The organism is Microcoleus sp. S13_C5, from assembly GCF_036700845.1.
Lineage (GTDB): Bacteria > Cyanobacteriota > Cyanobacteriia > Cyanobacteriales > Microcoleaceae > Microcoleus.
This window is the reverse complement of record NZ_JAUBPR010000030.1, coordinates 39041-60661: the sequence shown is the minus strand read 5'-3', so window position 1 is coordinate 60661 and position 21621 is coordinate 39041. Positions and strand designations below refer to the sequence as shown.

21 protein-coding genes and 1 tRNA gene are annotated in these 21621 nt (G+C 46.0%); 5 read left to right on the top strand and 17 right to left on the bottom strand.

The window, feature by feature from the left end; genetic code table 11:
* Nucleotides 1–208: 208 nt before the first annotated feature.
* From QUA04_RS11105 to QUA04_RS11085, 5 genes are all read right to left on the bottom strand, one after another.
* Nucleotides 209–811: a hypothetical protein gene (locus QUA04_RS11105; RefSeq protein WP_333256699.1), complete on the bottom strand. Its 603-nt coding sequence runs from the start codon at nt 809–811 to the stop codon at nt 209–211.
* Nucleotides 812–927: 116 nt separating this feature from the next.
* On the bottom strand, nt 928–3888 hold the full coding sequence (uvrA, locus tag QUA04_RS11100) for an excinuclease ABC subunit UvrA (RefSeq protein WP_333256696.1): 2961 nt from the start codon (nt 3886–3888) through the stop codon (nt 928–930).
* A gap of 73 nt (nt 3889–3961) precedes the next feature.
* Nucleotides 3962–4405 carry a retroviral-like aspartic protease family protein gene (locus QUA04_RS11095; protein WP_333256705.1) on the bottom strand — a complete coding sequence of 148 codons (444 nt, stop codon included), beginning with the start codon at nt 4403–4405 and terminating at the stop codon, nt 3962–3964.
* Nucleotides 4406–4528: 123 nt separating this feature from the next.
* Nucleotides 4529–5155: a 7-carboxy-7-deazaguanine synthase QueE gene (locus tag QUA04_RS11090; RefSeq protein WP_333256693.1), complete on the bottom strand. Its 627-nt coding sequence runs from the start codon at nt 5153–5155 to the stop codon at nt 4529–4531.
* Nucleotides 5156–5354: 199 nt separating this feature from the next.
* Nucleotides 5355–6053, bottom strand: a complete 699-nt coding sequence (locus tag QUA04_RS11085) for a class I SAM-dependent methyltransferase (protein ID WP_333256691.1) — start codon at nt 6051–6053, stop codon at nt 5355–5357.
* Between the two features lie 953 nt (nt 6054–7006).
* Here QUA04_RS11085 and QUA04_RS11080 point away from each other — a divergent pair.
* On the top strand, nt 7007–7777 hold the full coding sequence (locus QUA04_RS11080) for a hypothetical protein (protein ID WP_333256689.1): 771 nt from the start codon (nt 7007–7009) through the stop codon (nt 7775–7777).
* Between the two features lie 175 nt (nt 7778–7952).
* On the opposite strand, the gene QUA04_RS11075 is transcribed toward QUA04_RS11080, so the two are convergent.
* A complete protein-coding gene (locus QUA04_RS11075; RefSeq protein WP_333256687.1) occupies nt 7953–8237 on the bottom strand; it encodes a hypothetical protein in 285 nt (94 codons plus the stop codon).
* Here QUA04_RS11075 and QUA04_RS11070 point away from each other — a divergent pair.
* Nucleotides 8223–8669 carry a hypothetical protein gene (locus QUA04_RS11070; RefSeq protein ID WP_333256685.1) on the top strand — a complete coding sequence of 149 codons (447 nt, stop codon included), beginning with the start codon at nt 8223–8225 and terminating at the stop codon, nt 8667–8669. The two genes, QUA04_RS11075 and QUA04_RS11070, sit on opposite strands and share 15 nt — an antisense overlap.
* 225 nt (nt 8670–8894) lie before the next feature.
* Here QUA04_RS11070 and QUA04_RS11065 read toward each other — a convergent pair whose 3' ends face one another.
* Together QUA04_RS11065 and QUA04_RS11060 are read right to left on the bottom strand one after the other, a co-directional pair.
* Nucleotides 8895–9449 carry a cyclic nucleotide-binding domain-containing protein gene (locus QUA04_RS11065; RefSeq protein ID WP_333256682.1) on the bottom strand — a complete coding sequence of 185 codons (555 nt, stop codon included), beginning with the start codon at nt 9447–9449 and terminating at the stop codon, nt 8895–8897.
* 330 nt (nt 9450–9779) lie between these two features.
* Nucleotides 9780–10763 (bottom strand): DUF1517 domain-containing protein, encoded by a 984-nt coding sequence (locus QUA04_RS11060; RefSeq protein WP_333256679.1) that lies wholly within the window; start codon nt 10761–10763, stop codon nt 9780–9782.
* A gap of 440 nt (nt 10764–11203) precedes the next feature.
* Between QUA04_RS11060 and hemB the strand changes: the two genes are divergently transcribed.
* Complete coding sequence (hemB, locus tag QUA04_RS11055; protein ID WP_333188423.1) at nt 11204–12187, top strand: porphobilinogen synthase; 984 nt, start codon at nt 11204–11206, stop codon at nt 12185–12187.
* A 516-nt stretch (nt 12188–12703) separates the two neighbouring features.
* Complete coding sequence (locus tag QUA04_RS11050) at nt 12704–13192, top strand: GNAT family N-acetyltransferase (protein WP_333256675.1); 489 nt, start codon at nt 12704–12706, stop codon at nt 13190–13192.
* 192 nt (nt 13193–13384) lie between these two features.
* Here the strand turns inward: QUA04_RS11050 and QUA04_RS11045 are convergent, their stop codons facing one another.
* The 9 genes from QUA04_RS11045 to QUA04_RS11005 all read right to left on the bottom strand — a co-directional run bounded on the left by QUA04_RS11045 (nt 13385) and on the right by QUA04_RS11005 (nt 19723).
* On the bottom strand, nt 13385–14320 hold the full coding sequence (locus QUA04_RS11045) for a HAMP domain-containing sensor histidine kinase (protein ID WP_333256673.1): 936 nt from the start codon (nt 14318–14320) through the stop codon (nt 13385–13387).
* Nucleotides 14321–14345: 25 nt separating this feature from the next.
* Nucleotides 14346–14936 carry an L-threonylcarbamoyladenylate synthase gene (locus QUA04_RS11040; protein ID WP_333256671.1) on the bottom strand — a complete coding sequence of 197 codons (591 nt, stop codon included), beginning with the start codon at nt 14934–14936 and terminating at the stop codon, nt 14346–14348.
* Nucleotides 14937–14949: 13 nt separating this feature from the next.
* The gene (locus tag QUA04_RS11035) at nt 14950–15657 is read right to left on the bottom strand and encodes a hypothetical protein (protein WP_333256669.1); all 708 of its coding nucleotides are present in this window, start codon (nt 15655–15657) and stop codon (nt 14950–14952) included.
* 10 nt (nt 15658–15667) lie between these two features.
* Nucleotides 15668–16384 carry a YcxB family protein gene (locus QUA04_RS11030; protein ID WP_333256666.1) on the bottom strand — a complete coding sequence of 239 codons (717 nt, stop codon included), beginning with the start codon at nt 16382–16384 and terminating at the stop codon, nt 15668–15670.
* A gap of 46 nt (nt 16385–16430) precedes the next feature.
* Nucleotides 16431–17411, bottom strand: coding sequence for a HemK/PrmC family methyltransferase (locus tag QUA04_RS11025; protein ID WP_333256663.1), 981 nt, complete (start codon nt 17409–17411; stop codon nt 16431–16433).
* Between the two features lie 157 nt (nt 17412–17568).
* The gene (locus QUA04_RS11020) at nt 17569–18450 is read right to left on the bottom strand and encodes a Tic22 family protein (protein WP_333256661.1); all 882 of its coding nucleotides are present in this window, start codon (nt 18448–18450) and stop codon (nt 17569–17571) included.
* A 152-nt stretch (nt 18451–18602) separates the two neighbouring features.
* Nucleotides 18603–18676, bottom strand: a tRNA-Pro gene (locus QUA04_RS11015).
* Between the two features lie 184 nt (nt 18677–18860).
* A complete protein-coding gene (locus tag QUA04_RS11010) occupies nt 18861–19010 on the bottom strand; it encodes a hypothetical protein (protein ID WP_333256658.1) in 150 nt (49 codons plus the stop codon).
* Between the two features lie 161 nt (nt 19011–19171).
* Complete coding sequence (locus QUA04_RS11005) at nt 19172–19723, bottom strand: GNAT family N-acetyltransferase (protein ID WP_172187348.1); 552 nt, start codon at nt 19721–19723, stop codon at nt 19172–19174.
* Nucleotides 19724–20230: 507 nt separating this feature from the next.
* Between QUA04_RS11005 and QUA04_RS11000 the strand changes: the two genes are divergently transcribed.
* The gene (locus QUA04_RS11000; protein WP_006631881.1) at nt 20231–20956 is read left to right on the top strand and encodes a hypothetical protein; all 726 of its coding nucleotides are present in this window, start codon (nt 20231–20233) and stop codon (nt 20954–20956) included.
* Nucleotides 20957–21621: the final 665 nt, after the last annotated feature.

Below are 21621 nucleotides of genomic sequence, written 5' to 3'. Positions count from 1 at the left end.
TGCTTGTTTATCCCACCCAACATGATGATGCCTCTAAATTCCCTTGTCAATAGCGTTTGAGATGCGCTTACCCTGAGCTAAGACCCCAGGGCTGTAAAAACAGCGACTTAAAGATACTGCTTCATCAGGAGGTTGCTTCCTATCATCTGAAACCCACAAGGTATATCCCAAGAAGTTGATATGCTTACTCATTTTTATATTTTAATTGTTACGTCATTATGACACCTTCAAGTGAGGAGACAATACACTCCATCATGTCCGCATCAGTTGCTTGCAATGCCCGCTTTGCGTACCAAACCGCCTCAAACACCTCATAGTCTGGTACTGCAGCTCGTCGAGCCGACAATTCAGCAGCGTCCGAACAAACGTCGAACGCAAGTTCGTTCGGAGGAGTCCATAAAGCTGCCTTGCCCGTCCACACAACGGCACTTGCTGCATAGACAGCGTGTAACTGCTGTAGTTGATAGTCGTAGGTGACACTGCCTTCATTAGCATTGAAATAGGCCTTCTCTTCTACGTCCTGTGCCGAGCCAAACGCTCCGTATATCGCGCTACTAAAGCTACTGGGTAATGTAAGCTCCGTTTCAATGACAACGAGCAATTCACGCAGCGTCAGTGAGCCGAATACCGTGTGGTTCTCGTCCCATTTCTCCGAGTAGGACTCCCATATCGGCAACGATGCCCAACTCGCGGCCAACGCGACTCGCACTTGCGTTGGTTTCCCGAAGTTGGCGAACCCCCATAACCACTCGTCAAACCGAATGCCCTTGTTCCTTTTCTGGATGTAATCCCAAAGTAAACCTTCATTCATCGTTACTATTTATGTCGAAAAAGCGGGTTTTTTACCTTTTATGTCGGCTACAATGCGTATTTTCGGAAAAAACCCGGTTTCTCGATCCCTGTGCGTAAGCCCTACCAAATTTAATATTAACTAACGGCTACAGCCTCCCCTAAAGGATGCTGCTGCAAAACCGCTTGCAAATACTTCCCAGTATAAGAACGGGGATTTGCCGCCACATCCTCCGGCGTCCCCGCCACAATAATTTCGCCGCCCTTATCTCCCCCTTCAGGCCCCAAATCGATCGCCCAATCGCAGCACCGAATCACATCTAAATTGTGTTCGATTACCAAAATTGAATTCCCCTTATCCACCAATCTTTGCAGCACATTTAACAAATGGTGAACATCATAAAACGACAAACCCGTCGTCGGTTCATCGATCAAATAAAGCGTCTTCCCAGTAGCGCGCCGCGACAGTTCCGTTGCCAATTTTACCCGCTGCGCTTCGCCCCCAGAAAGCGTCGGCGCCGGCTGTCCCAACTGAATGTAACCCAAACCAACATCAACCAAAGTTTGCAGTCGGGCACCCGCCCTGGGAATATTTTTAAACATTTCCAAAGATTCCTCTACGGTCATGTTCAAAACATCAGAAATCGACTTCCCTTTGTACTTAACTTGCAGCGTTTCCCGGTTGTACCGTGCACCCTTGCAAACCTCACACTGCACGTAAACATCCGGCAGAAAATTCATCGAAATCACGTTCACGCCTTGACCGCCGCAAGCTTCGCACCTTCCCCCTTTCACATTAAAAGAAAACTGCCCCGCTTTATAACCTCTTGTCTTCGCTTCAATGCTTTCTGCAAACAAATCCCGAATCACATCAAAGACTCCCGTGTAAGTAGCGGGATTAGAGCGCGGAGTACGACCGATGGGAGATTGGTCGATGACAATTACCTTATCAACCACATCCTCTAGAGAGCGTTCGCCTTTAGTTTTGAGGGCGTCCATATCGGGTGGTAAAGGTACTTTTTTGGTGATATAATGTTGCAGTGACGGGTACAGCAATTCATTGATTAAAGTTGATTTTCCAGAACCAGAAACCCCGGTCACGCAAACGAGTTTTCCGAGGGGGATTTCCACATCGATATTTTTTAAATTGTTGCGCGTCGCATTTATGATTGAGAGAGCTTTGCCGTTGCCTTTTCTTCTTTCATTAGGGGTTTCAATTACTCGCTTTCCCGACAAATAAGCACCAGTCAAAGATCCCTCTGCCGCCAGCAAATTTTCTAAACTTCCTTGCGAGATAATTTTGCCGCCGTGCACGCCAGCACCGGGCCCGATATCGACAATATGGTCGGCCGCTCGCATGGTTTCTTCGTCGTGTTCTACGACAATCAAAGTATTGCCTAAATCGCGCAACTTTGTTAAGGTTTGCAGCAGGCGAAAGTTGTCTCTTTGGTGAAGTCCGATGCTCGGTTCGTCCAAAACGTAGAGTACCCCGGTCAAACCCGAACCGATTTGAGTCGCCAGCCGAATTCGCTGGGCTTCTCCGCCAGAAAGCGTCATTGCTGCGCGGTCTAAAGTCAGGTAATCTAACCCGACATCGAGCAAAAATTGCAGCCTTGCTTTGATTTCTCTCAGGGCTAAGTCGGAGATTTGGAATTGCCGATCGCTCAATCCCAAATTATTTACTCGTTCGCGGCATTCGCGAATCGAAATACTGGTTAAATCCACAATTCCGTACTGTCCCAACCGCACCGAAAGCGCCTCTGGTTTCAAGCGTTTGCCCTGACAAACCTCGCAAGAGCGATCGACCCGATACTGTTCCAGCTTCTGCTTGATCAAATCAGAACCAGTATCGTCGTACTGGCGCTGCAACATGGAAATCACACCATTAAAATCTCTCCTCAAATCGGTGGTGCCGTCGCGTTTTTTACTTTCGGCAGTGCGCTTTTGCTCATTGCCGTACAAAATTACCCGCTGGTGTTCGGGCTTTAATCGATACCAAGGAGTGTCGATATCAAACCCGCAAGTATCAGCAATACTGCAAAGCAAAGAGAGATAATAGGAATTGTCTTTGTCTGACCAAGGCGCGATCGCACAATAAAGAGGCGCTTTCTCGTCGGGAACTACCAACTCCGGCGCAAAAGTTCGCAAACTCCCCAAACCGTGGCAGTTTTGGCACGCGCCGTAGGGCGAATTAAAAGAAAATAACCTGGGTGAAAGTTCCTCCATTACCGCGCCGTGTTCGGGACAAGCAAAGTTTTCGGAAAATACTATCGGCCCCTGTGGTTCGGAATTTTCATCACTCGGTAACTCTTCAATTATCGCAATTCCCTCTGAATGGCGCAAACAAGTTGCCAGAGAATCAACTAAACGTTCTTCTAAACCGGGTTTTTTAATTAACCGATCGACAACTATCTCGATATTGTGCGTTAGATTTTTATCTAATTCTATATTTTCCGAAAGTTCTAAAATTTCTCCGTTAACTTTGACGCGAATAAACCCTTCCGCAGCTAAACTCGACAATAATTTGCGGTGAGTGCCTTTTTTTCCGCGCACAACTGGTGCCAGAAGGTGAAAGCGAGTGCCGTCGGGAAGTGCCATGACTCGATCGCACATTTCATCAATTGTCTGTGGCGCAATGCAGCGATCGCAAATCGGACAGTGCGGTTCGCCGGCTCTGCCGTAGAGCAATCTGAGATAATCGTAAATTTCTGTAACAGTACCAACCGTCGATCGCGGGTTGTGAGAAGTTGACTTTTGGTCGATCGAAATAGCCGGACTCAAGCCCTCGATCGCGTCCACATCCGGTTTGTCCAACTGTCCCAAAAACTGGCGCGCGTAGGCGCTGAGAGACTCCACGTAGCGGCGCTGTCCCTCGGCAAAAATTGTATCGAAAGCCAGGGAAGACTTGCCAGAACCGGAGACGCCAGTAAAAACGATCAGGCGATCGCGCGGCAGTTCCAGATCGATATTTTTCAGGTTATGCTGTCTCGCACCGCGAACCCGAATCGTATTTTGGTTGTTAGAGTGAGAATTCGTCACATTATGCCCGTTGCGGGATGCACTTGGCTGGCTGTTTGAGGTTTCGGCGCGTTGGGACATGAGAGTAGTGCAAAACAGTGCTTAACCATCTTAGCGCTGCCGATCGAATAGCTGGCATCCAAACTCAAGAATATCAAAGAATTGTCAAATAAGTTTCCGTCGGCCCGTCGGGCAAAACTTTCAATCTTTGATTTTTCAAATCCACTTCAATTCCCAGCGCTTCCATCGGAATCACGCCTAAAAGTGGCGTTTTCCCCTCTGGCAATTCCAAACACTCAAAAGTCCCTTCGCGCCCGCACAGAGAAATCGAAGCATCCCGAAAAATCCTCGCCTCACTAATGCCCGTCGCTGTTTCCACAACCACTTGCTTGAGGATTTTCAAACCCAGCCTGGCGATGACATCTTTAGGCAAACACAAAGTTGTCGCGCCCGTATCCACCAAAACATTTTCTAGAGTAACAGACCTCACTTGCTCCCTTGGAATCAGATTATCTTCTGCTTTAGCTTCATCAATCCGATTCGTAATTATTAGGGTTGTGATAACTTTTCCCATTGGGGTTTCCGTAGTTGTTTCCATTAACTTCAAATTATCATAAATTTCTGCTTTAATTATAGCGCACATATTTACACATATTGTAAGGCGATGCACTCCCCATTCTGCACCGCCCACCTGACTAATAGCTCTAGCTAAATCATCAAATTATTGCACGCCAATAAATTTGTGAGTTTGCAAAGATAGCCTGTAACTAGGATTTTGTTTCAGCAATTCCAAAATAATGGGAATCGCTGATTTTTTTGAGTTCCATTCTGGTTGCAAGAAAACCGGAATATTCAGATTGTTTTCCAAATGCTTGTGATAAAATTCAACTTCTTCGCCAGTGCTAATCACCAACTTAATTTCATTTGCTCTAGTCCAAAAAAGCTCTTGCACCGGATATTTAGGATTGACGTGTTCCTTCGGAGAAAGAGTAATCCAAGCCTGCGGGGAAACATCCTGCCAGCAAGCGCCCGAAGTTTCAATACTCACCTGCTTGTCAGCTTCTAACAAAGCTTCAACTAACTCCGGCAAATCGCGGTGAATGAAAGGTTCGCCACCAGTAATGACAACTCTCGGAGACTGCAATTGAGCGAGCAATTGTGCGATCGACTGCGGCACAGACGGCAAACCTTTGCCCCCATTTGCGTAGCCTGTGTCGCACCAAGGACACCGCACAGGGCAACCTGCCAATCTAATAAAATCAACTAAAGCCCCCGTCCAGTAACCTTCGCCTTGAACGGTACACTGAAAAGTTTCGTGAATCGGTAATTTTACCTGTAAGTTAGACACCCGAAGTTACGCCTCTGATTAACTAAAAAATACATCATTCTGTAGAGTGCGCCCAGCGCACCTTACCTTACTCTATACTTTTGAGTTTCTAGGGTGCGCCCAGCGCACCTTAGTCTATATATAAAACTGACTTGTATATTCTTGAATAATTAGCAGTTTGTGGCAATTTAAAAATGAACCGCAAACCGCAAACAACTCTTTAATTATGCTGTTCAGGTTCCATCAGAGTAGCCCAGCGACGTTTCAATGCCAAAGTCAGTCCGTCAGCAATGGGGACAACACTGAGAGTAACTCTGGGATCGTTACGCAATTTGTCGTTGAAACTACGAATGGCGGTGGTGCTTTCGTCTTGTACTTGAGGATCAGCAACTCGTCCTGACCACAGAACATTGTCAATTATAATTAAACCGCCATTGCGTACAAGTTGCAGCGATCGCTCAAAATAAGCCTCATAATTTTCTTTATCGGCGTCGATGAAGGCAAAATCAAAGGTTCCAGCTTGTCCCTCGGCGATTAGTTTGTCGAGAGTATTTATTGCTGGGCCCAACTGCAAAGAAATCTTATTAGCAACGCCCGCAGCTTCCCAATAGCGTCGTGCGATCGCAGTATATTCTTCGCTGACATCGCAGGCAATAATTTGACCGTTAGAAGGCAATGCTAAAGCTACGCACAGCGAGCTATAACCAGTAAAAACGCCAATTTCTAAGGTTTTGGTCGCTCCCATAAGCTGCACCATGAGCTCCATAAACTGACCTTGTTCTGGAGCAATCTGCATCATACCCATAGGATGCTTAGCAGTTTCTTCCCGTAGTGAAGCGAGAATATCGGGTTCCCGCAGAGAAATAGATAACAGATAATCGTAAAGTTGATGTTCTAGGCCAAGAGTTGAGTTCGCCATCGGTTTGTCCTTGCTGCTCACTTTTGATTTGAGATGGTAGACGCGCTGTTAATGGAAATCGGAGAATGTAGAGTTAATTGTGGCATTTATTTTGCTGTGGCTGATGGCAGGTTGCAGTAGCAGTGTCTCGGTTACACAGAGGCAACTTGCAAAACGCGCGATCTACTTCCAAATCAGTTTATCTCAGCTACAGGTGATTTAGCAGCTCTGGAAAAGAAAAATGGATAGAGGGGAGAGTTTTGAGATTCCTGCTTTTCTAGCACCGCGTAACGCCGTTAGTGATACGAGTTCAAAAGATTAATGCAACTGTAGACAAGCTGCAAACCCATACATAATAAGCCATTGCCATCTCAAATTTCAAATAAATCTCAAATGGTATGAGTTAGGGAGAAAGTGACTTCATCCCGATCGCTAAGTAGATGAACTGCGAAAAACATAAGTATGTCATTGCCAGTGAAATGAAGCAATCCCAGAGGTTGTGATTCGTTTACATTTTGTTACATTCTCAAGTTTTTTTGTGTAGCTCTACTGAATAGCCACTGAGTAATTATTGAGGACTTACGCACTCCCAAACCAACAAGCCGTTTCATTTAACTATTATGGATGGGTTCAAGCCCGTGTATGTTCTTGGAACAAACCAGGCGTCTGAAAACCCTTGTCTTCCGGAGTATTATTAATCACTAATAAACTGGGTTCAATAGGACGATTTCTTAACTGTCACACCTTATGAATCCATACCTAAACAACCTACCCCAAATCTCAACTACCTTCCACGATTGAGGTAGAGCAAGTATTTGTGGGAAAAAACAGGTTTATCGCAACCCTCGGCCTGCACTTTTACTCATAACTAAGGAAGCGGGATTAATAGGACGCTCACTTAACTGTCACAGTTTATTACTCCAGACCTAAAACATCTACCCACAATCAAAACAACATCCCACCAAGGCATCGCTATGTATTACACTTTCGCAGGTTTTGGTGCCGCCACAGGCATATTTTTGTTGCTAGTTTTTGCCATTCTGCAATGGCTGCACGTCTCCGCTGGCAGTTTTATTGATTGGGTAATTGCCATTGCTATTTTTGAATGGCTGTTGCTGATAGTTACAGTTCCCTGGAATATCCATTTTGAAGCTAAAGAAGTTTTAGCGCAAGCCGCAGAATCGACTAAAAAAAACATTGCTGTCGATCAGGAACAAGTCAAATACGTTACTGTATTAGTTAGCCGATCGCTCTTTGTGGCGATCGCACTTCACCTGTTTAGCGCGATCGTACTTTACGCCCTAGCCGCCGCCGGAATTAGTGCTATTGGCTATCTCAGTTCCGCTGCTGCACTGCTGTTAACTGTAATGCGTCCAGCTATCCGAGGTTACCAGTATTTAGCCCAGCGGCTGACAACTATCCGCAGCCAATTTTTGTACCCCCGCGAAGATATTGTCGAATTCCGCAGTCGCTTTGCAAAGTTAGAATCTACAGTTAAAGATTTGGCAAATCAAATAAGTTCAGACAATCCGAATTCGTGGGTGGCTGTCCAAAATCGGGAACGGGAAGCTATCAGAAGAGAATTAACTACGGTATCCGCATCTCTACAATCTTTGCAAGCGACAAATCAGGCAGAACACACTAAACTGAGAAGAGATGCAGAAAGTGCGCTCGCCCAACTCACCGATGACGGACAATTTCTCAACCACGTCCGCGAAATCATCCGCTTCTTTAAAGAAGCATAAAAGAAGTGATGAGTGATTAGTCATTAGTGATGAGCCATTTCTCATTAGTGATTAGTCATTAGTCCTTCTCCCAATTACCAATTCTCAAGTTCCAATCTGCACTTATCTATCTTTAGATAGATGTCAAATTCTTGCTAATTTTAAAAGTCTTAAGGAAGAGTAAATTTTATCAGTCTTAAGGAAGACTCAATAAATATATTTTTAATATAGCAACCGCCCTGACGGTTAGGACGTTCTTAATGCTGAAACCCTTGCGGAAGATTGCTTTTTCCTTCTCTCCTAGATAACTAAAACCTCCTTCCTTCTTCCTTTTTCCTTCAATCTCTGCTATGACAGCAACTTCTTGCCAACTATAACCAAAGATAGTTTGTGAATGAGCTAGCTTTGGCTTAATATTTAAACATAAGCCAAAGACCTTTTTGAAAAGATAACTCAGGAATAAATCATGACTAATCGCCAACCAATACCCCCCAAAGAAGAAGTTAGCAAATCAACACCGGCCGACGAACAAATCGAAGCCAATATGGAAGCCCCCCACTACGACAGGGGCATTACTCCTGCGGAGACAGCAGCGCGGCAAGAACGGGAAGGCTCTAACTTCATGCACACAACCACCGAAGGGAAGCAGAAAAGTGCAAAAACTGATGACCAAACCGATGACGAAAGCATTCACACCACAGATGGTTATACAGTAGACAAAGAAGGTCTGGTTAACAATTACGCGATCGAACCGGAAATGTACGTCAACGAACCGGGCGATTTGAGAGCAAAAGAAGAAGCCGAAGCCGCAGAACGCGCTCGAATTCTCGCAGAAGTCAAAGATAAAAAAGGCGAGGAAGGAAAACTGACAATGGATGCAGACACCCGCGGCAAAGGGCCGGGCATTATCTAGATTGTGTGGTTGGTAGTTGCGTTTCAGCGCGCGAGGTTGCAACGGCAAAGCACAGGGGCGGGTTTTTATAGTTCCGGCAGTTATCGATCGATATTTCCGGTAAAACCCGCCCCTATTTTGTTTTCCACATCTGTTTTTTGAGTTGAGAGGTTACATCGTAAATCTCTCAATTACCGTATCAATCGGCCAGTTTTCACACCCAGCTCAAAAACGCCTTAAAATTCCTCAAGCTTTAACATTTTCCCTCAGCCAATTAAACTTAGCCTCAGCTAGGGCCAAATTTTCCAGGACGTTAGGATTGATATCCTCTCGTTCAAATTCTGGTTGATCTAATTCAATATTGCGACCATATTCTATATGTCGGATCGTACCGCGCATCCTGTCTGCCAGACACAGTGAAATTCCATAATAAAAGCGGGAAGCAAAGCCCATATCGTTTTGAAGTTTGATTACTAACTGTCGCCTAGGAATTGCCAGCAAGTGAGTTTCTTCGATCGCCTTCACCGTTGCCAAAGGAGGGCGAGCATCAATGAAAGAGACTTCTCCTACCAGTTCTCCGCTGGTTATTTTAGCGAGTTCTCTAGTCTGCTCAGCCTCGATTAAAACGCTCAAACTCCCCTTCAAAACAATGTAGAGCGCATCTATCTGTCTCCCTTCATGGATCAAAATCCCGCCTGGATCGAGAACTTCCTTTTTGCCTTTTTGGACGATCCAGTTGATATCGTCATTATTTAACTGGCTCAAAATAAAAAGTGCTTTTTTTCTGCTGCTGTCGGCCATAAGTTTTCGCTCTCGATCGCTTCTTCTTTATATAAAATTTAGATGACGCAGGGTCGCAACTTCTTCCGAAGCAGTCCTCGCTCAATACAGTTTTTTTTATCCTGCCTAACTTCTTCGCAAAACCCATATCGGGCAGGCTTTGCCAATAGCAGATGAATCATGCTGAATCATGATCTCTCAATACTAGCATTTGTTAAACAATCTTTTTTAACTCGATCGACCTCAAAAAACTCGTGTAAAATTCGCGTCTCACAAGCAATTGGGTTCACCCGCCCCGCTTGGCTGCGGGATGGGGCGCGGCAGACAATGCTCCGCGCCCAGTCTTGCTCACTAAATCGATCGCAAATCAGGATAGCCGGCCAACATATCATCAGCAGTCAGAGTGTCCCCGTTGGCTTGAGGAGTCCACAGCACCTCAACCGCCAGCAACTGCTCGCTCGATACTCCCCCAATCTGGCGCAAAGCTTGGCGCAAATCTTCAGAGTTTTTCACGGCTGGCAATTGCAATTTACCTTGAGTACCGACAATCACCGTCACCACAATAAATTCCCCAGGCTCTGAATTCAAATCAGAAGCAACCAGCGCCCCATTTTCCTGCAAACCAGGCAGGATATTGCTGCTCCCTGCTTGCCGGAGCTGATTGTTATAATTCGAGAGCGTTTCTTCAGTAAATTTACTGCGTTCTGCCAAAGAAAGTTGATTAAACTTAGCTTCGGCTGCTTCCAAACGAGTTTGGACAGATTCAGCGCCCCCGTAAACCCAGTATTCAGGATGCCGCAGCAGCGCCAGAGTAGATTCTTGCAGCACTTGAGCACGACCTGCCGCTGTATCGGTATCTGCTTTTCGCGCTAGGGCGTCGAGTTCGGCTTGCAAACCGCGAGCCTCTGCTAGCAAACCAACTTGCAAGCGGCCGACAGATACGGTGGTAGTGGCGGCGCTGTTGCCGAGTTCGTCAGTTCCGCCCCCGGCGCGGCGGAAGCTTTGGACGAGGAAATTAGCGATCGAAATAAAAATCAAAATCGAGAACAGACCGCCAAACCCGCCCCCAAAGCCAAAAAACGGCAGCAAGAACGGGAAACCAAAGCCACCTCCGAAGCCGCCGCCCGGATAGTAGCCTCCTCCCGACGGTGCGTAAGTGCGACTAGGAGACGAGTAACTGCGCGCCGGAGCTCTAAAAGATCCGCCACCGATGCGTCCTCCGCTGCGGGCAGCCAGAGCTCCATCAGCGTTACCGAGGGCTAGCGTCAGTACCAGACCGATCGCAAATAGTGATTTCAAAAGCGGTTTCATCTTTGAAATTAGTTGCTTGTACATAAGACCGTTACTATTCGATACATTTATAATTTACAGTCTATCCTCGCTTCTGGGCAGCCTGGTTATAGGTATGAAGCCAGCGAGATATCCGTACCAACCGATCCAACCACAGTTAGGCCTGAGTCTGCAAACGAGAAAAGCTAGAAAGGACTTGCATTCCTTACTACTTAATTCTTGCGCCATTCTCAAGAGCCGGCTTTCCGGCCTGTTCCACAAAGACTTAATTTCCTGTGAGGAGTACGGCTTCGGCTCTTCTAGCCCGCCCATAAAATGGTTATTGAGAATGGTGCAACATCTCAGTTACTACAAACAATCGACATCCTGGCTTTTACAGAACTTTACTTAAGTACAGGGCGATCGGCCAACAATAAGCTCTAGACTTTTAAAGAAACGCCGCGAGTCCTCAAAAACAAGGCTTTATCTACCGTAAAAAAAACATTATGTTTCCAACTCACCGCCCCCGCCGCCTCCGCAACCATCCCCAACTCCGCCGGATGGTACGCGAAAATATCTTGACAACCAGCGATTTAATTTACCCCCTATTTGCCGTACCGGGGGAAGCTTTTGCTAAAGAAGTCACATCGATGCCGGGAGTTTACCAGCTATCGGTAGACAAAATAGTAGAAGAAGCAAAAGAAGTCTACGACCTCGGCATTCCCGCTATTATTTTATTCGGCATTCCCGCAGATAAAGACACAGATGCTACAGGTGCTTGGCACGACTGCGGCATCGTCCAACAAGCGACGGAAGCAGTTAAAAAAGCCGTACCAGATTTAATCGTCATAGTCGATACTTGTCTGTGCGAATATACCAGTCACGGTCACTGCGGCTATTTGGAAGTCGGAGATTTAAGTGGCCGCGTCTTGAACGATCCGACACTAGAATTGCTGAAGAAAACCGCCGTTGCTCAAGCTAAAGCCGGTGCAGATATTATCGCACCTTCGGGAATGATGGACGGTTTTGTCGGAGCAATTCGCGAAGGATTGGACTCCGCTGGATTTGAAGATATTCCCATCATGTCTTACGCGGCAAAATACGCCTCAGCTTATTATGGCCCATTCCGGGATGCGGCCGATTCTGCTCCGCAATTTGGCGATCGGCGCACCTATCAAATGGACCCCGGAAACGGCCGCGAAGCTCTTAAAGAAATTGCTCTCGACATTGCCGAAGGCGCAGATATGCTCATGGTTAAACCCGCTTTAGCTTATATGGATATCATCTGGCGCGTGAAGGAAGCAACTAACCTGCCAGTTGCTGCTTACAACGTTTCTGGGGAATATGCGATGGTGAAAGCCGCCGCCCTTAACGGTTGGATTGATGAAGAAAGAGTAGTGATGGAAACTTTGACAGGATTCAAGCGTGCTGGTACTGATTTGATTTTGACTTATCACGCCAAAGACGCCGCCCGCTGGCTGCAAAACTGATTCACTCGATTAGAGATTAGAGATTAGAGAATTGACTCCACAGCACAATTTTCGGGTGTTCTCGTGGAGTCAACACCTCTCTCGATAGATGATTTTTTAGCAATTAGGCAACACACAAGCTATCGCTTACGCTTACCGATAAACGACGCCTCGAAACCGGGTTTTTACAGTTTCGGTGGGCTGTAACGAAATAGACGTGAGAAAAAACCCGGTTTCTCTGTAGACAAACTCCAAACCCCTAAAAAATCTGTCATTCCCCATCTAAAACCTCAAATATCAAATATCAAATGCTATGAGTTATAAGTTGGGGATTTTGACTCAAAGACTTTTACTTTTTTACCAAATTTACCCCAAAAAGTATTAATAATCACCGAAATTAGTTAGAAAATATGTATGAATAAAAATAGTTTTGTAAAGCGGGAATTAAATCATTGATTGTTCCCAAGCAAAATCAACTATACCCGATAAGACAGTACAAGCAACACACTTTAGATAGAAATTGAAGGCAGATTGAGCATGACATCAACGACTAGGGATTCCAGTCACATTCAATTTTGTATAGGTCGCGATCGCGCAGACATCGTACAGATCCAAGAACTATTTAAAGCCGCCGCCTTTTGGGCGAGGGAACGCAAGATAGAAGATTGGGAAATTGCGATCGCCAACAGCGAACCAGTTGTTACAGTTTGGGACGGCTCACGGGCGATCGGCTTTGCCAGAGCCACCTCAGATGGAATCTATCGAGCTACCATCTGGGATGTCGCCATTCACCCGGATTACCAAGGTGCAGGACTCGGCCGCAAATTAGTGCAAACCGTCTTGAGTCACCCTCGAATGTGCCGAGTAGAGCGAGTTTACCTGATGACAACTTACAAACAAAGCTTCTACGAGCGCATCGGTTTTCAGAAAAACGCTAGTACCACAATGGTACTTGAAAATCAGCATCTAGAAGAGAATCTCGAATTAGAAATTAGCAACGGCGAATTGCTAACTGCTAATTGTTAAATAATCACCCGATTGGCATCAAAATCTATAATATGTAGGGTGCGTAAGGGCGCACCTTACTCCCTATAAATAATTTCCTTGTTTCATCTTCCCTCTAACCTCTTCCCCACCTCCGTTACATCTGTTAAATCCTTTGCCCTCTTCCCCACCTCCGTTACATCCCGTAGATTGCTTGTGGCCGAACTTCCTTCATTACAAAGTTGCCAAAGGAATAGAACACTGAGTCCGGTTAAAATTGCACTCTTGGGACTCAGAAGGCACGGCCAGAACCTCCAACTTTCCGCTCATCAAACTTAAAAGAGTCTGATTCATCAATAACCTCATTCCAGAAGACACCTGAGAATTATCGCTGCTCTTGGTAACATCACACTCCAAATCGTGCTTCAGCAAATCCCAAGACTCGCTCCAAGCGCTCACTGAACGCTGATCGTCCACCCAAATGTGAACGTATCCCGATTCCGGCGAAGCATGGGCAGACACAGAAATACTCCCCTCCTCCATCTGAGCAACAGCAGTATCTACCAAATTGACTAAAACTTGCCTAAACCTCGGCAAATCTGCCAATACATAAATCCCCGGATCTGGCGGTAATATCTCCAAACGAATGCCGCGATTAGCCGCTTGCAAGTAAGTTAAATCATCAACCTCGTCAAAAACCTTAGCTAACTGAATCGGCTCAATATCCATCCTTTCAGTGCCGTGTTCAGTTTTAGCAACAGAGATAATTTCATCTATTAATTTCACCAGCTTGAGTGCCGCGACGTGAGCTTGCTCGACAAACTCTCGTTCCTCAGCAGGATCGTCGCACAAATCCGAGAGAATTAATTGCAGCGTACCAATCATAGTGCTCAGGGGCGATCGCAACTCGTGAGAAGTTCGAGCCAAAAAACCCGCCTTAAATTGGCTCATCTCCGATGCCATCTGATAAGCCAATTGAGTTTGCTTAAGTTGGTCGGAAAGGGCATCAAACTTCTCTAAGTGAATTTCTTGAGGAGGTGGGGCTACTTTGGGCGTCGGTTCGGGCTGTTGCGAGCTTTTTTGCCGCAGGCGCCAAATCCAACTGCTTCCCACACCCAGCCCCAGTCCCATACCTAAATATATAAAGTCGCTCCAGCCGATCGGCGCCATATTGCTTTGCCTTGGAGTTTAGCTTTTAGCATTCTAACTCGATCGTGCCTTGTCGCAATATTTCCCAATCGCCGCCACTCCATTTAGCCACAGTGGAAGGCAAACTCGAAGCTGTTGTCGCTGTTAATTCAGAAGGAACTAATGTCAAGACTTCCGGAAACTGAGCCTCAATTTCTGCCACCGATTCCAGAGGCGGCTGACCCGATAAATTGGCACTGGTAGTAGCCAAAGGGCCTGTCTGCTCTAGAATCTTTAGGGCAAGGGGAAGGTTAGGCACTCGTACTCCGATTGTAGTCCGATCGATGGGATTGAGAGCCGCCGGGACTTTTGCCGAAGCCGGCAGTACCAAAGTTAACGCCCCCGGCCAATAGGATTCGGCTACTTGCTGCCACAAGTTTAACTCTGCTGGACTTCCCTGCACGTAGGGCCATAAAGCCTGGGCCGATGCTGCCATCAAAATCAGCGGTTTGTCTTGACTGCGGCGTTTAGCTGCAAAAATCAACTCCGAGCGATCGGGCCGCGCAGCCAAAGCGGGTACAGTATCTGTAGGAAAACTGACGATATGATTCCCAGAAATTGCCCCTTGAATCAAGGAGTCGATCGAAACTTGCGCCATTCGATTTTAGATTTTAGATTTTAGATTTTAAATTGAAGAATTGGGTCTGCGTTTTATTTAAATAATTGTAGCGGCGTTTCCCGATATTGTGGTGCAGCAATTCTCGGAAATCCCACAATTGCTCTTCACCCCTGAAGGCACGCTTGGGTATAATAAAATTCGATTCTGGCACAGGATAGAGGGATGGCACCGGATAGATTACTAATAAATTTATGGTTTCAGTAAAGAATTCAAAATTTGCCCATTTAAAAGTCCCTTGCCAACTAGGAGTATTAAGTACCAGCCCTTCTCCTATCACTTCCACAGTCATAGGTTGCCCGCAGTTCGTCGAATTGGCGATGTTCGGTATCTCTCGATCTCGATCTAGGCTTATGACAGTCGTAGGTTCCCTCCAGTTCGTCGAATTGGCGATGTTCGGTATCTCTCGATCTCGATCTAGGCTTATGTCTGATTTCACATCATACATTTCATATATTTCTTCTACGCCTTTTTTCACAACAAGAAGTTTACAAAAAATAGACAAAATAGACGGGGACACCAAAACAACTCCCACCACTAAGAAGCCGTTCTCTTGCGAGAGCATTCCCATCAAAATAAAGAAGATTCCTATTAGCAAAACCCACTTATAAAAGGTTTGTTTTTCCGATTCTGAGGAGCCGTTTAGAGTAGCCAGATAAGCTTCTTCACAATCAGTAGAATTCAGTTGATATTCAAAATTCATTGTTTTTCATTTAAACCTGCGAAACGGGCGGAATCTTGCTGTATAGCAATTCTCTAAATACTTGACGCTGCTCTCGGTTAAATGCCTGTTTTGGGAAAATATGCGGGATGCTGGAAAACTCGCAAGGATAGATGACGAACAATTTTTTTGTCTCTAGGAAGTGCGAATAAAATTGCCACTTGAGTAAAATGCTAACCTTGGCAGTTTCTAACTCTAGTCCAGATTCCGTCATTTGTAGACTAACAAGTTCGTGCCAAAAATTAGTTCTTTTCCACCTAAAGAATTGAAATAATCCAAAAAATTGAGAGAGCCAATAAACAAGTTGTAAATTGGCCCCGATTAACAAAAAAGGCTGCAATGAAATCTCCCCTTTGATCGCAGATTTAATTTGCATGAAAAGCAAAACCCAAAAGAAACCTTTATCGAACGACATGATATTGCGCCGCTCTAGGAACTTCACAATAGGGATGTAGCAGATGCCAAAACCGATAATGAAATAACCCCACAGGGGATTTGTGCCAGCGATAATATAGACAATTCCTCCCCCCACAATAAGTACAGATCGAGTCCAAAACTCAACTTCCGAGAAAGTCTCTAATTTTGTGGAAATTCTACTAGCTTCTAAATATTCTTTGAACGTAAACTGGTATTCCAGCTTCACGGTGATACCTCTTGGGTGCTGAGTGCGATCGCACTGTTTACCCCAACTATAATCTATCAAAATCAAGCAAGTATGCACAGTCGAGAAATTCTCTCTTTGCTTGCCTTGATCCCTACCGCCGATAGGCTAAAGCAAACCGATCGATCCCTGCTAAATCCGAAAATATCTGAACTTTGCCATAACTCCCGTGACTTTGCAGCATATCGGCTACCGCCTCAGCCTGTCCCGCCATCATCTCCACCAACCAAACACCCCCGGGTTCTAAATAATCGGGGGCAGTTTCTACCAAATGCCGGATGCAATCTAACCCGTCAAAACCGCCGTCTAAGGCCAGATGAGGTTCGTGCTTCAAAACTTCCGGTTCCAGAGTCAGCACCGTGCTGCTGGGAATGTAAGGGGGGTTAGACACCATGCCGCTGACTTGACCTTTGAGAAATTCTAGTGGTTCCCACCACGAACCTTGATAAAAATTAATTCGCGATTCAAAGCCCAAATTCTCAGCATTCAGTCGAGCAACTGCCAAAGCTTCCGAACTGCAATCTACCGCATAAACCTTAGCATTTGTCAACGCAGAAGCCAAGCCGATCGCGATCGCCCCGCTGCCCGTCCCCAAATCCACCCAATGCGATTTGGCAAATTCTCCCCCCCGAACCTCGGGGAAGTTTAAATCTTCTCCCCCCCTTACTAAGGGGGGGTTGGGGGGGGTTGATTTTTGATTGATATTTTCTGCTTCTAAACGGCTTTTAACAGCTTCCACAGCCAAATCGATCAGCAATTCCGTTTCAGGACGCGGAATTAGCACTGCCGGCGTTACTTTGAGCGAAAAATGCCGCCAATGTGCAACTCCCATTAAATACTGCACTGGCACCCGTTCCTGCAAGCGCCGCTGCCACAATTGAGCAAGTTCAGATAAAGACAACTTTAATTCAATTTTTGGCAAATCTTTAAACGACTCCAAACGCAGAGCCAACCTATCCAAACCAGCCAGCTCTTTCAGCAGCCAGTCGATTTCTGCTAGGGGAATGTCATAGGCGATCGCCTCGGTTTTAGCTTGATTCGCCCATTCCCAAAGCTCTAAACCAGAAACAAACATAAGACTTTTTAGTAATTTGTAAGGTTAATTGCTAATTGTTAATTGGTAATTGGTAATTGGTAATTGTTAATGGCTAATTCGTAATTGCTAATTCGTAAATAGTAGGTTGAGTCGATAAACCCAACCTACTATTTAATGGATGACTGCTGACTAACTATTAGCGAGCTGGAGCCGGAGCTGGAGCCGACCGAGCTGGAGCCGGAGCTGGAGCCGATCGAGCGGGAGCCGGAGAGGCAGGAGCCGGTCGAGCTGGAGCCGGAGCTACCTGTGGATTTTGGCCCGCACCCGCAGGTTGGAGCGATCGCACAAATTCCAGCGACTCCCGCGACGGAATCAAAATCATTTGGGTCAAAAACGGGTCGTTCTCAGTACGCAAAGCTTCCAAAACGCTCTCCAAGTTCACCACCTCAATCTTTATTGTGGCTGTCACGTTGGGCTGCTGCTGCTTAAAACGATCGACCATTCCCTGCAAATCCTCCTTGTTAAAAAACAAGGGAATCACCTCTTGTTGACCCCGCTGAATCGTCAAATAACCATTTTCCGCGCCACCTCTGGCCAAAAACAGAGGTACACCGTTGAACTCGTTAACTTGTTGACCAGTCTGCTGAAGTACAGTTTTAGCCGACTGCACCTGCACCGGGGCCGGAACGAAAGCAAATTGCACTTCCTCCGGCTTGCCTTTATTTGCTTGAGTGAGCTGATAAATTTCCCCCAGCGACACCGGCATCACGCGCACCGACGCCGCCAACTGAGGATTTTTGGTTTTCAGTTGATCCACAAAAGCTTGAGCATCTTTCTGGCTGATGAAAATTCCCGCCACGGAAGCATTACCAGTTTGACCCTGACCCTGCTTGGGAACAGAAGCGATCAGGGGCGCACCCTGAGCGTCTGTAATCGTAAATACCGGCACCGAGCGCAATTTTTCCAAAATTTGCGGCTCCGGCAGTGCCAGTGCTGACATCTTGCCAATTGGGGAGGGGCCCAGCAGAGTGCTGCCGACAATTCCCAATATTGCGCCCAAACGAACTAATGATTTCATGTTTTTTCCATCAGGAGCGATCCTGAAACACATTAACGCAAAGACTGGCGACTTAACACGATCGGCAAAAACTGCCTCAATTTGTTTTCATTTGGACGAAATGTAAACATCAGAGACAGTTCTGCTTCAATCTATTATTTAACATTGTGCGATCGGGATGACAGGATTTGAACCTGCGACATCCTGCTCCCAAAGCAGGCGCGCTACCAAGCTGCGCTACATCCCGGTGTTATAGTTAGCTAACCTCTAACCATTAACACACAAAACCGCTTGCTTGTCAAGCTTTATTTAATATTTAGCTCTCCATGCAGCTAAGGCGAAGTTTTTTTTTCAGGTTTTGCGGTTTGACCCCACCCAAAAACAGATACCAGCCCCTGACTCCTATCGTGAGCAGCTCACAATTTTAGACCCTAGTTCAAGCTGCCAGATTCATCTGTGGAATAAATCTCAAATCTCAGATAGTTCCTTGGACTGAGGGCAACTCGACTGACGGGAACTTGACCCATCGACTGAGCGCCGATCGTCTGAATCACTTGCCGAATGTCTCGCCGAAGTGTCAAATCTCAAATCGACTGACAATACTTGCACAGCTTGATAACGGCCCTGATGGCGAGATACATCCGCGCGTAACTGACCGCAGCGCACAGGTGCATTCGGTGTTGTCAGCGTCAATATTGTATTGTATATCCTCAACAAATCAACGCCGACCTGCACCTGTGGGCTAATCTGGATACCAAAACATACCTTTAATCCCCTCTGGATCGGACATAAAGCCCAAATTGCGGTAAAAATCCACCACCTGAGGGTCAGCAAATAAGGTAATGTTGCTGATATCTTCACTGCGGAGTTTTTTTATGATGTATTTCATCAGCGCCTTGCCCATGCCTTTGCCTTGGTAGTCGGGATGAACTACCACATCCCAAAGCGTGGCATTAAAAGCATGGTCTGAAGTCGCTCTGGCGAAACCCACCAGCCGTCGCTGGCTGCCCCGCATCTCCCACATAGAGACGACTAGGAAGCTGTGCTGAATAGCTTTTTTGACTTTACGCAGGGGACGGCGGGACCAACCCACTGCATTACAAAGTTCTTCGAGTTCGTAGAGGTCAATGTCCCGATCGCAACTGAAAAAGATGCGAGCGTTGCCGCTGGCGGGTTTGCGAAACGTTGGGGAAAGCGGATCGCCTAACCCAACAGCCACATCTTCCTCAAAATCCGCTGTTTGGGGTACAGAGGCAGACTCAGAACTACTAAATAAGTTTTTCCAAAAACCCATGCAGGCGCGGTTAAGGTAGTAGAAGTTGGACGACGAGAAAGAGAACCCGACAGATAAACCCACTCCAATCGGCGTAGGATCAATTGCCGGTAGCCTCTTGAGGAACAGTTTACGGTACACTCATCTTACGCCGAAAACAGGGATTTGTCGTCCAACATTGAGTCTGCGCTTTTTTGATTCTGTCAAGTTTGGTAGAACTGTTCTGCTAGCCAGTGCCCGGACAACCCGCTTTTAAGGTAAAATTTGTTGCCTAACCAGGACAGAAGCATTTTGGGAAATGCTTCTTTTGAGTGCCGCCGATCGCGCCGGAACTTATACCCTTGGTGGAAAATACCACTGGAATGGCGCAACGGTGACATTCTCGTGATAAGTTCTCAGACAGATTTGACTTTTGCTTTTAGTGAGGAGACGGGCACAATTTAAGTCTAATCGTCGAATCGAAAATCCCATTGCCATAAGGCATGGAAGAGTCAATACCAGTATATCTCCCGCACCTTCTCCTCAATTATGGCTTCGGGTTTAAAACCATCTACACTAGAACTTCTCAAGCGCTTTAACCGAGCGTTTCCGCAGTTTTATGAGCAATTTGTCAGCAGCGAAATCCAGTTGCAAAACCTCAAATTAGCTTACCAACTTTACAAAACTCGGCAAGCAGTCATCGAAATCCGAGCCGAAGGTAACAAAAGTGCCCTGCATTTTGCTTACCGGAACCAGTCTTTTCTATTGAGCGATATTTTTGGAGTGCTCGCGGCCTACGGGCTGACGATTCACAGTCTGAGTCTGTACGGTCAAATTTACCCGCCGATGCTGGTATTTATCAAATTGGTCGTATCTCGCGGTGGCAAGGTACTGGCAGATAAAACAGCAGAAAACGTGTGTAGAGCCGTTCGAGAGGCATTGGCGGGGCATTTTGAGGTTGAAGAGATGTTGGCGGTGGAATTTAATTTAGACGCGGGTTTAGAAGATGTGGCAACTGAATTCTACGTCGATCCGGTTTTCCACTTGCCAGCTTTGCTGATTGAAGCAGATAATCAACCTGGACTTTTTTACAAAGTTATGTATGCCATCTGGCAAGAGGATTTGTTGGTCGTAAATGCTAATTTGCTGGTTTGGCGGGGGCGAACTCGCCTAATTCTCTACTTGTTGGGACCCAATGAAAGTTTAATTCCCGAGTATTTGGGGCAGAAAATCGCTGAGGGGGTGCGACAAAGATTGCTAGGCGAGCGATTTTAGGGCAAGCTGCCGATGCTCCCTAAATAACTAGATTTCTATAAGTAGACATTAGTTTGCAGAAGTTTTCCAGGGAGATAGGATAAAAAGCTCGGCAACATTGTTCATACAAACGAGTCTAGATAGCGGTTCTCATCAACATGGGAGACGCCCAAAGGATGTTGTCAAGCTTTTTAAGTTTTACAGCGCTTACTTACTTAAATAAGCTCGCGGGACTACACGCAAAAGTCGCAAATATCCGCCAAAATGCGCTCCATAAAATTACGTATCACCTCGCCAAAAACTAGGGAGAGGTAACGCTAGGTATAGAATTAATAGATTAAATAATTATTGAAGGCTAACAATTTAGTTGATTCAATAGTTGAATGTAGGAGGTACGATTTTAATTGGTAACTGGTCTACAAAAAAATATCTAATTTGACACTGAAATACCGAGGGTTTACGAGTTTCAAATCGCCTAAATATGGGGAAATTATTGGCGCAAAATGCCCTATAAAAATCGCGTTGATTTATGTTGCAATTGCGATCATACAGCAGACAGAAATTTGAAGACTGCAAAAAACATAGAAAGCTGGTTTGAAGGAATATTTATTCTAGGTCGATCGCATAAAAGGGCAAACTATGCCAATATTGCCCGTGCAGTGGACAAAAATCTTGTAACGTCCGCT

Bases quoted from the DNA above. Each gene is read 5' to 3' on its own strand.
- QUA04_RS11105 (WP_333256699.1), bottom strand. From the start codon at position 811: ATGAATGAAGGTTTACTTTGGGATTACATCCAGAAAAGGAACAAGGGC.
- uvrA (WP_333256696.1), bottom strand. From the start codon at position 3,888: ATGTCCCAACGCGCCGAAACCTCAAACAGCCAGCCAAGTGCATCCCGC.
- QUA04_RS11095 (WP_333256705.1), bottom strand. From the start codon at position 4,405: ATGGAAACAACTACGGAAACCCCAATGGGAAAAGTTATCACAACCCTA.
- QUA04_RS11085 (WP_333256691.1), bottom strand. From the start codon at position 6,053: ATGGCGAACTCAACTCTTGGCCTAGAACATCAACTTTACGATTATCTG.
- QUA04_RS11080 (WP_333256689.1), top strand. From the start codon at position 7,007: ATGTATTACACTTTCGCAGGTTTTGGTGCCGCCACAGGCATATTTTTG.
- QUA04_RS11070 (WP_333256685.1), top strand. From the start codon at position 8,223: ATGACTAATCGCCAACCAATACCCCCCAAAGAAGAAGTTAGCAAATCA.
- QUA04_RS11065 (WP_333256682.1), bottom strand. From the start codon at position 9,449: ATGGCCGACAGCAGCAGAAAAAAAGCACTTTTTATTTTGAGCCAGTTA.
- QUA04_RS11060 (WP_333256679.1), bottom strand. From the start codon at position 10,763: ATGTACAAGCAACTAATTTCAAAGATGAAACCGCTTTTGAAATCACTA.
- hemB (WP_333188423.1), top strand. From the start codon at position 11,204: ATGTTTCCAACTCACCGCCCCCGCCGCCTCCGCAACCATCCCCAACTC.
- QUA04_RS11050 (WP_333256675.1), top strand. From the start codon at position 12,704: ATGACATCAACGACTAGGGATTCCAGTCACATTCAATTTTGTATAGGT.
- QUA04_RS11045 (WP_333256673.1), bottom strand. From the start codon at position 14,320: ATGGCGCCGATCGGCTGGAGCGACTTTATATATTTAGGTATGGGACTG.
- QUA04_RS11040 (WP_333256671.1), bottom strand. From the start codon at position 14,936: ATGGCGCAAGTTTCGATCGACTCCTTGATTCAAGGGGCAATTTCTGGG.
- QUA04_RS11035 (WP_333256669.1), bottom strand. From the start codon at position 15,657: ATGAATTTTGAATATCAACTGAATTCTACTGATTGTGAAGAAGCTTAT.
- QUA04_RS11025 (WP_333256663.1), bottom strand. From the start codon at position 17,411: ATGTTTGTTTCTGGTTTAGAGCTTTGGGAATGGGCGAATCAAGCTAAA.
- QUA04_RS11020 (WP_333256661.1), bottom strand. From the start codon at position 18,450: ATGAAATCATTAGTTCGTTTGGGCGCAATATTGGGAATTGTCGGCAGC.
- QUA04_RS11005 (WP_172187348.1), bottom strand. From the start codon at position 19,723: ATGGGTTTTTGGAAAAACTTATTTAGTAGTTCTGAGTCTGCCTCTGTA.
- QUA04_RS11000 (WP_006631881.1), top strand. From the start codon at position 20,231: ATGGCTTCGGGTTTAAAACCATCTACACTAGAACTTCTCAAGCGCTTT.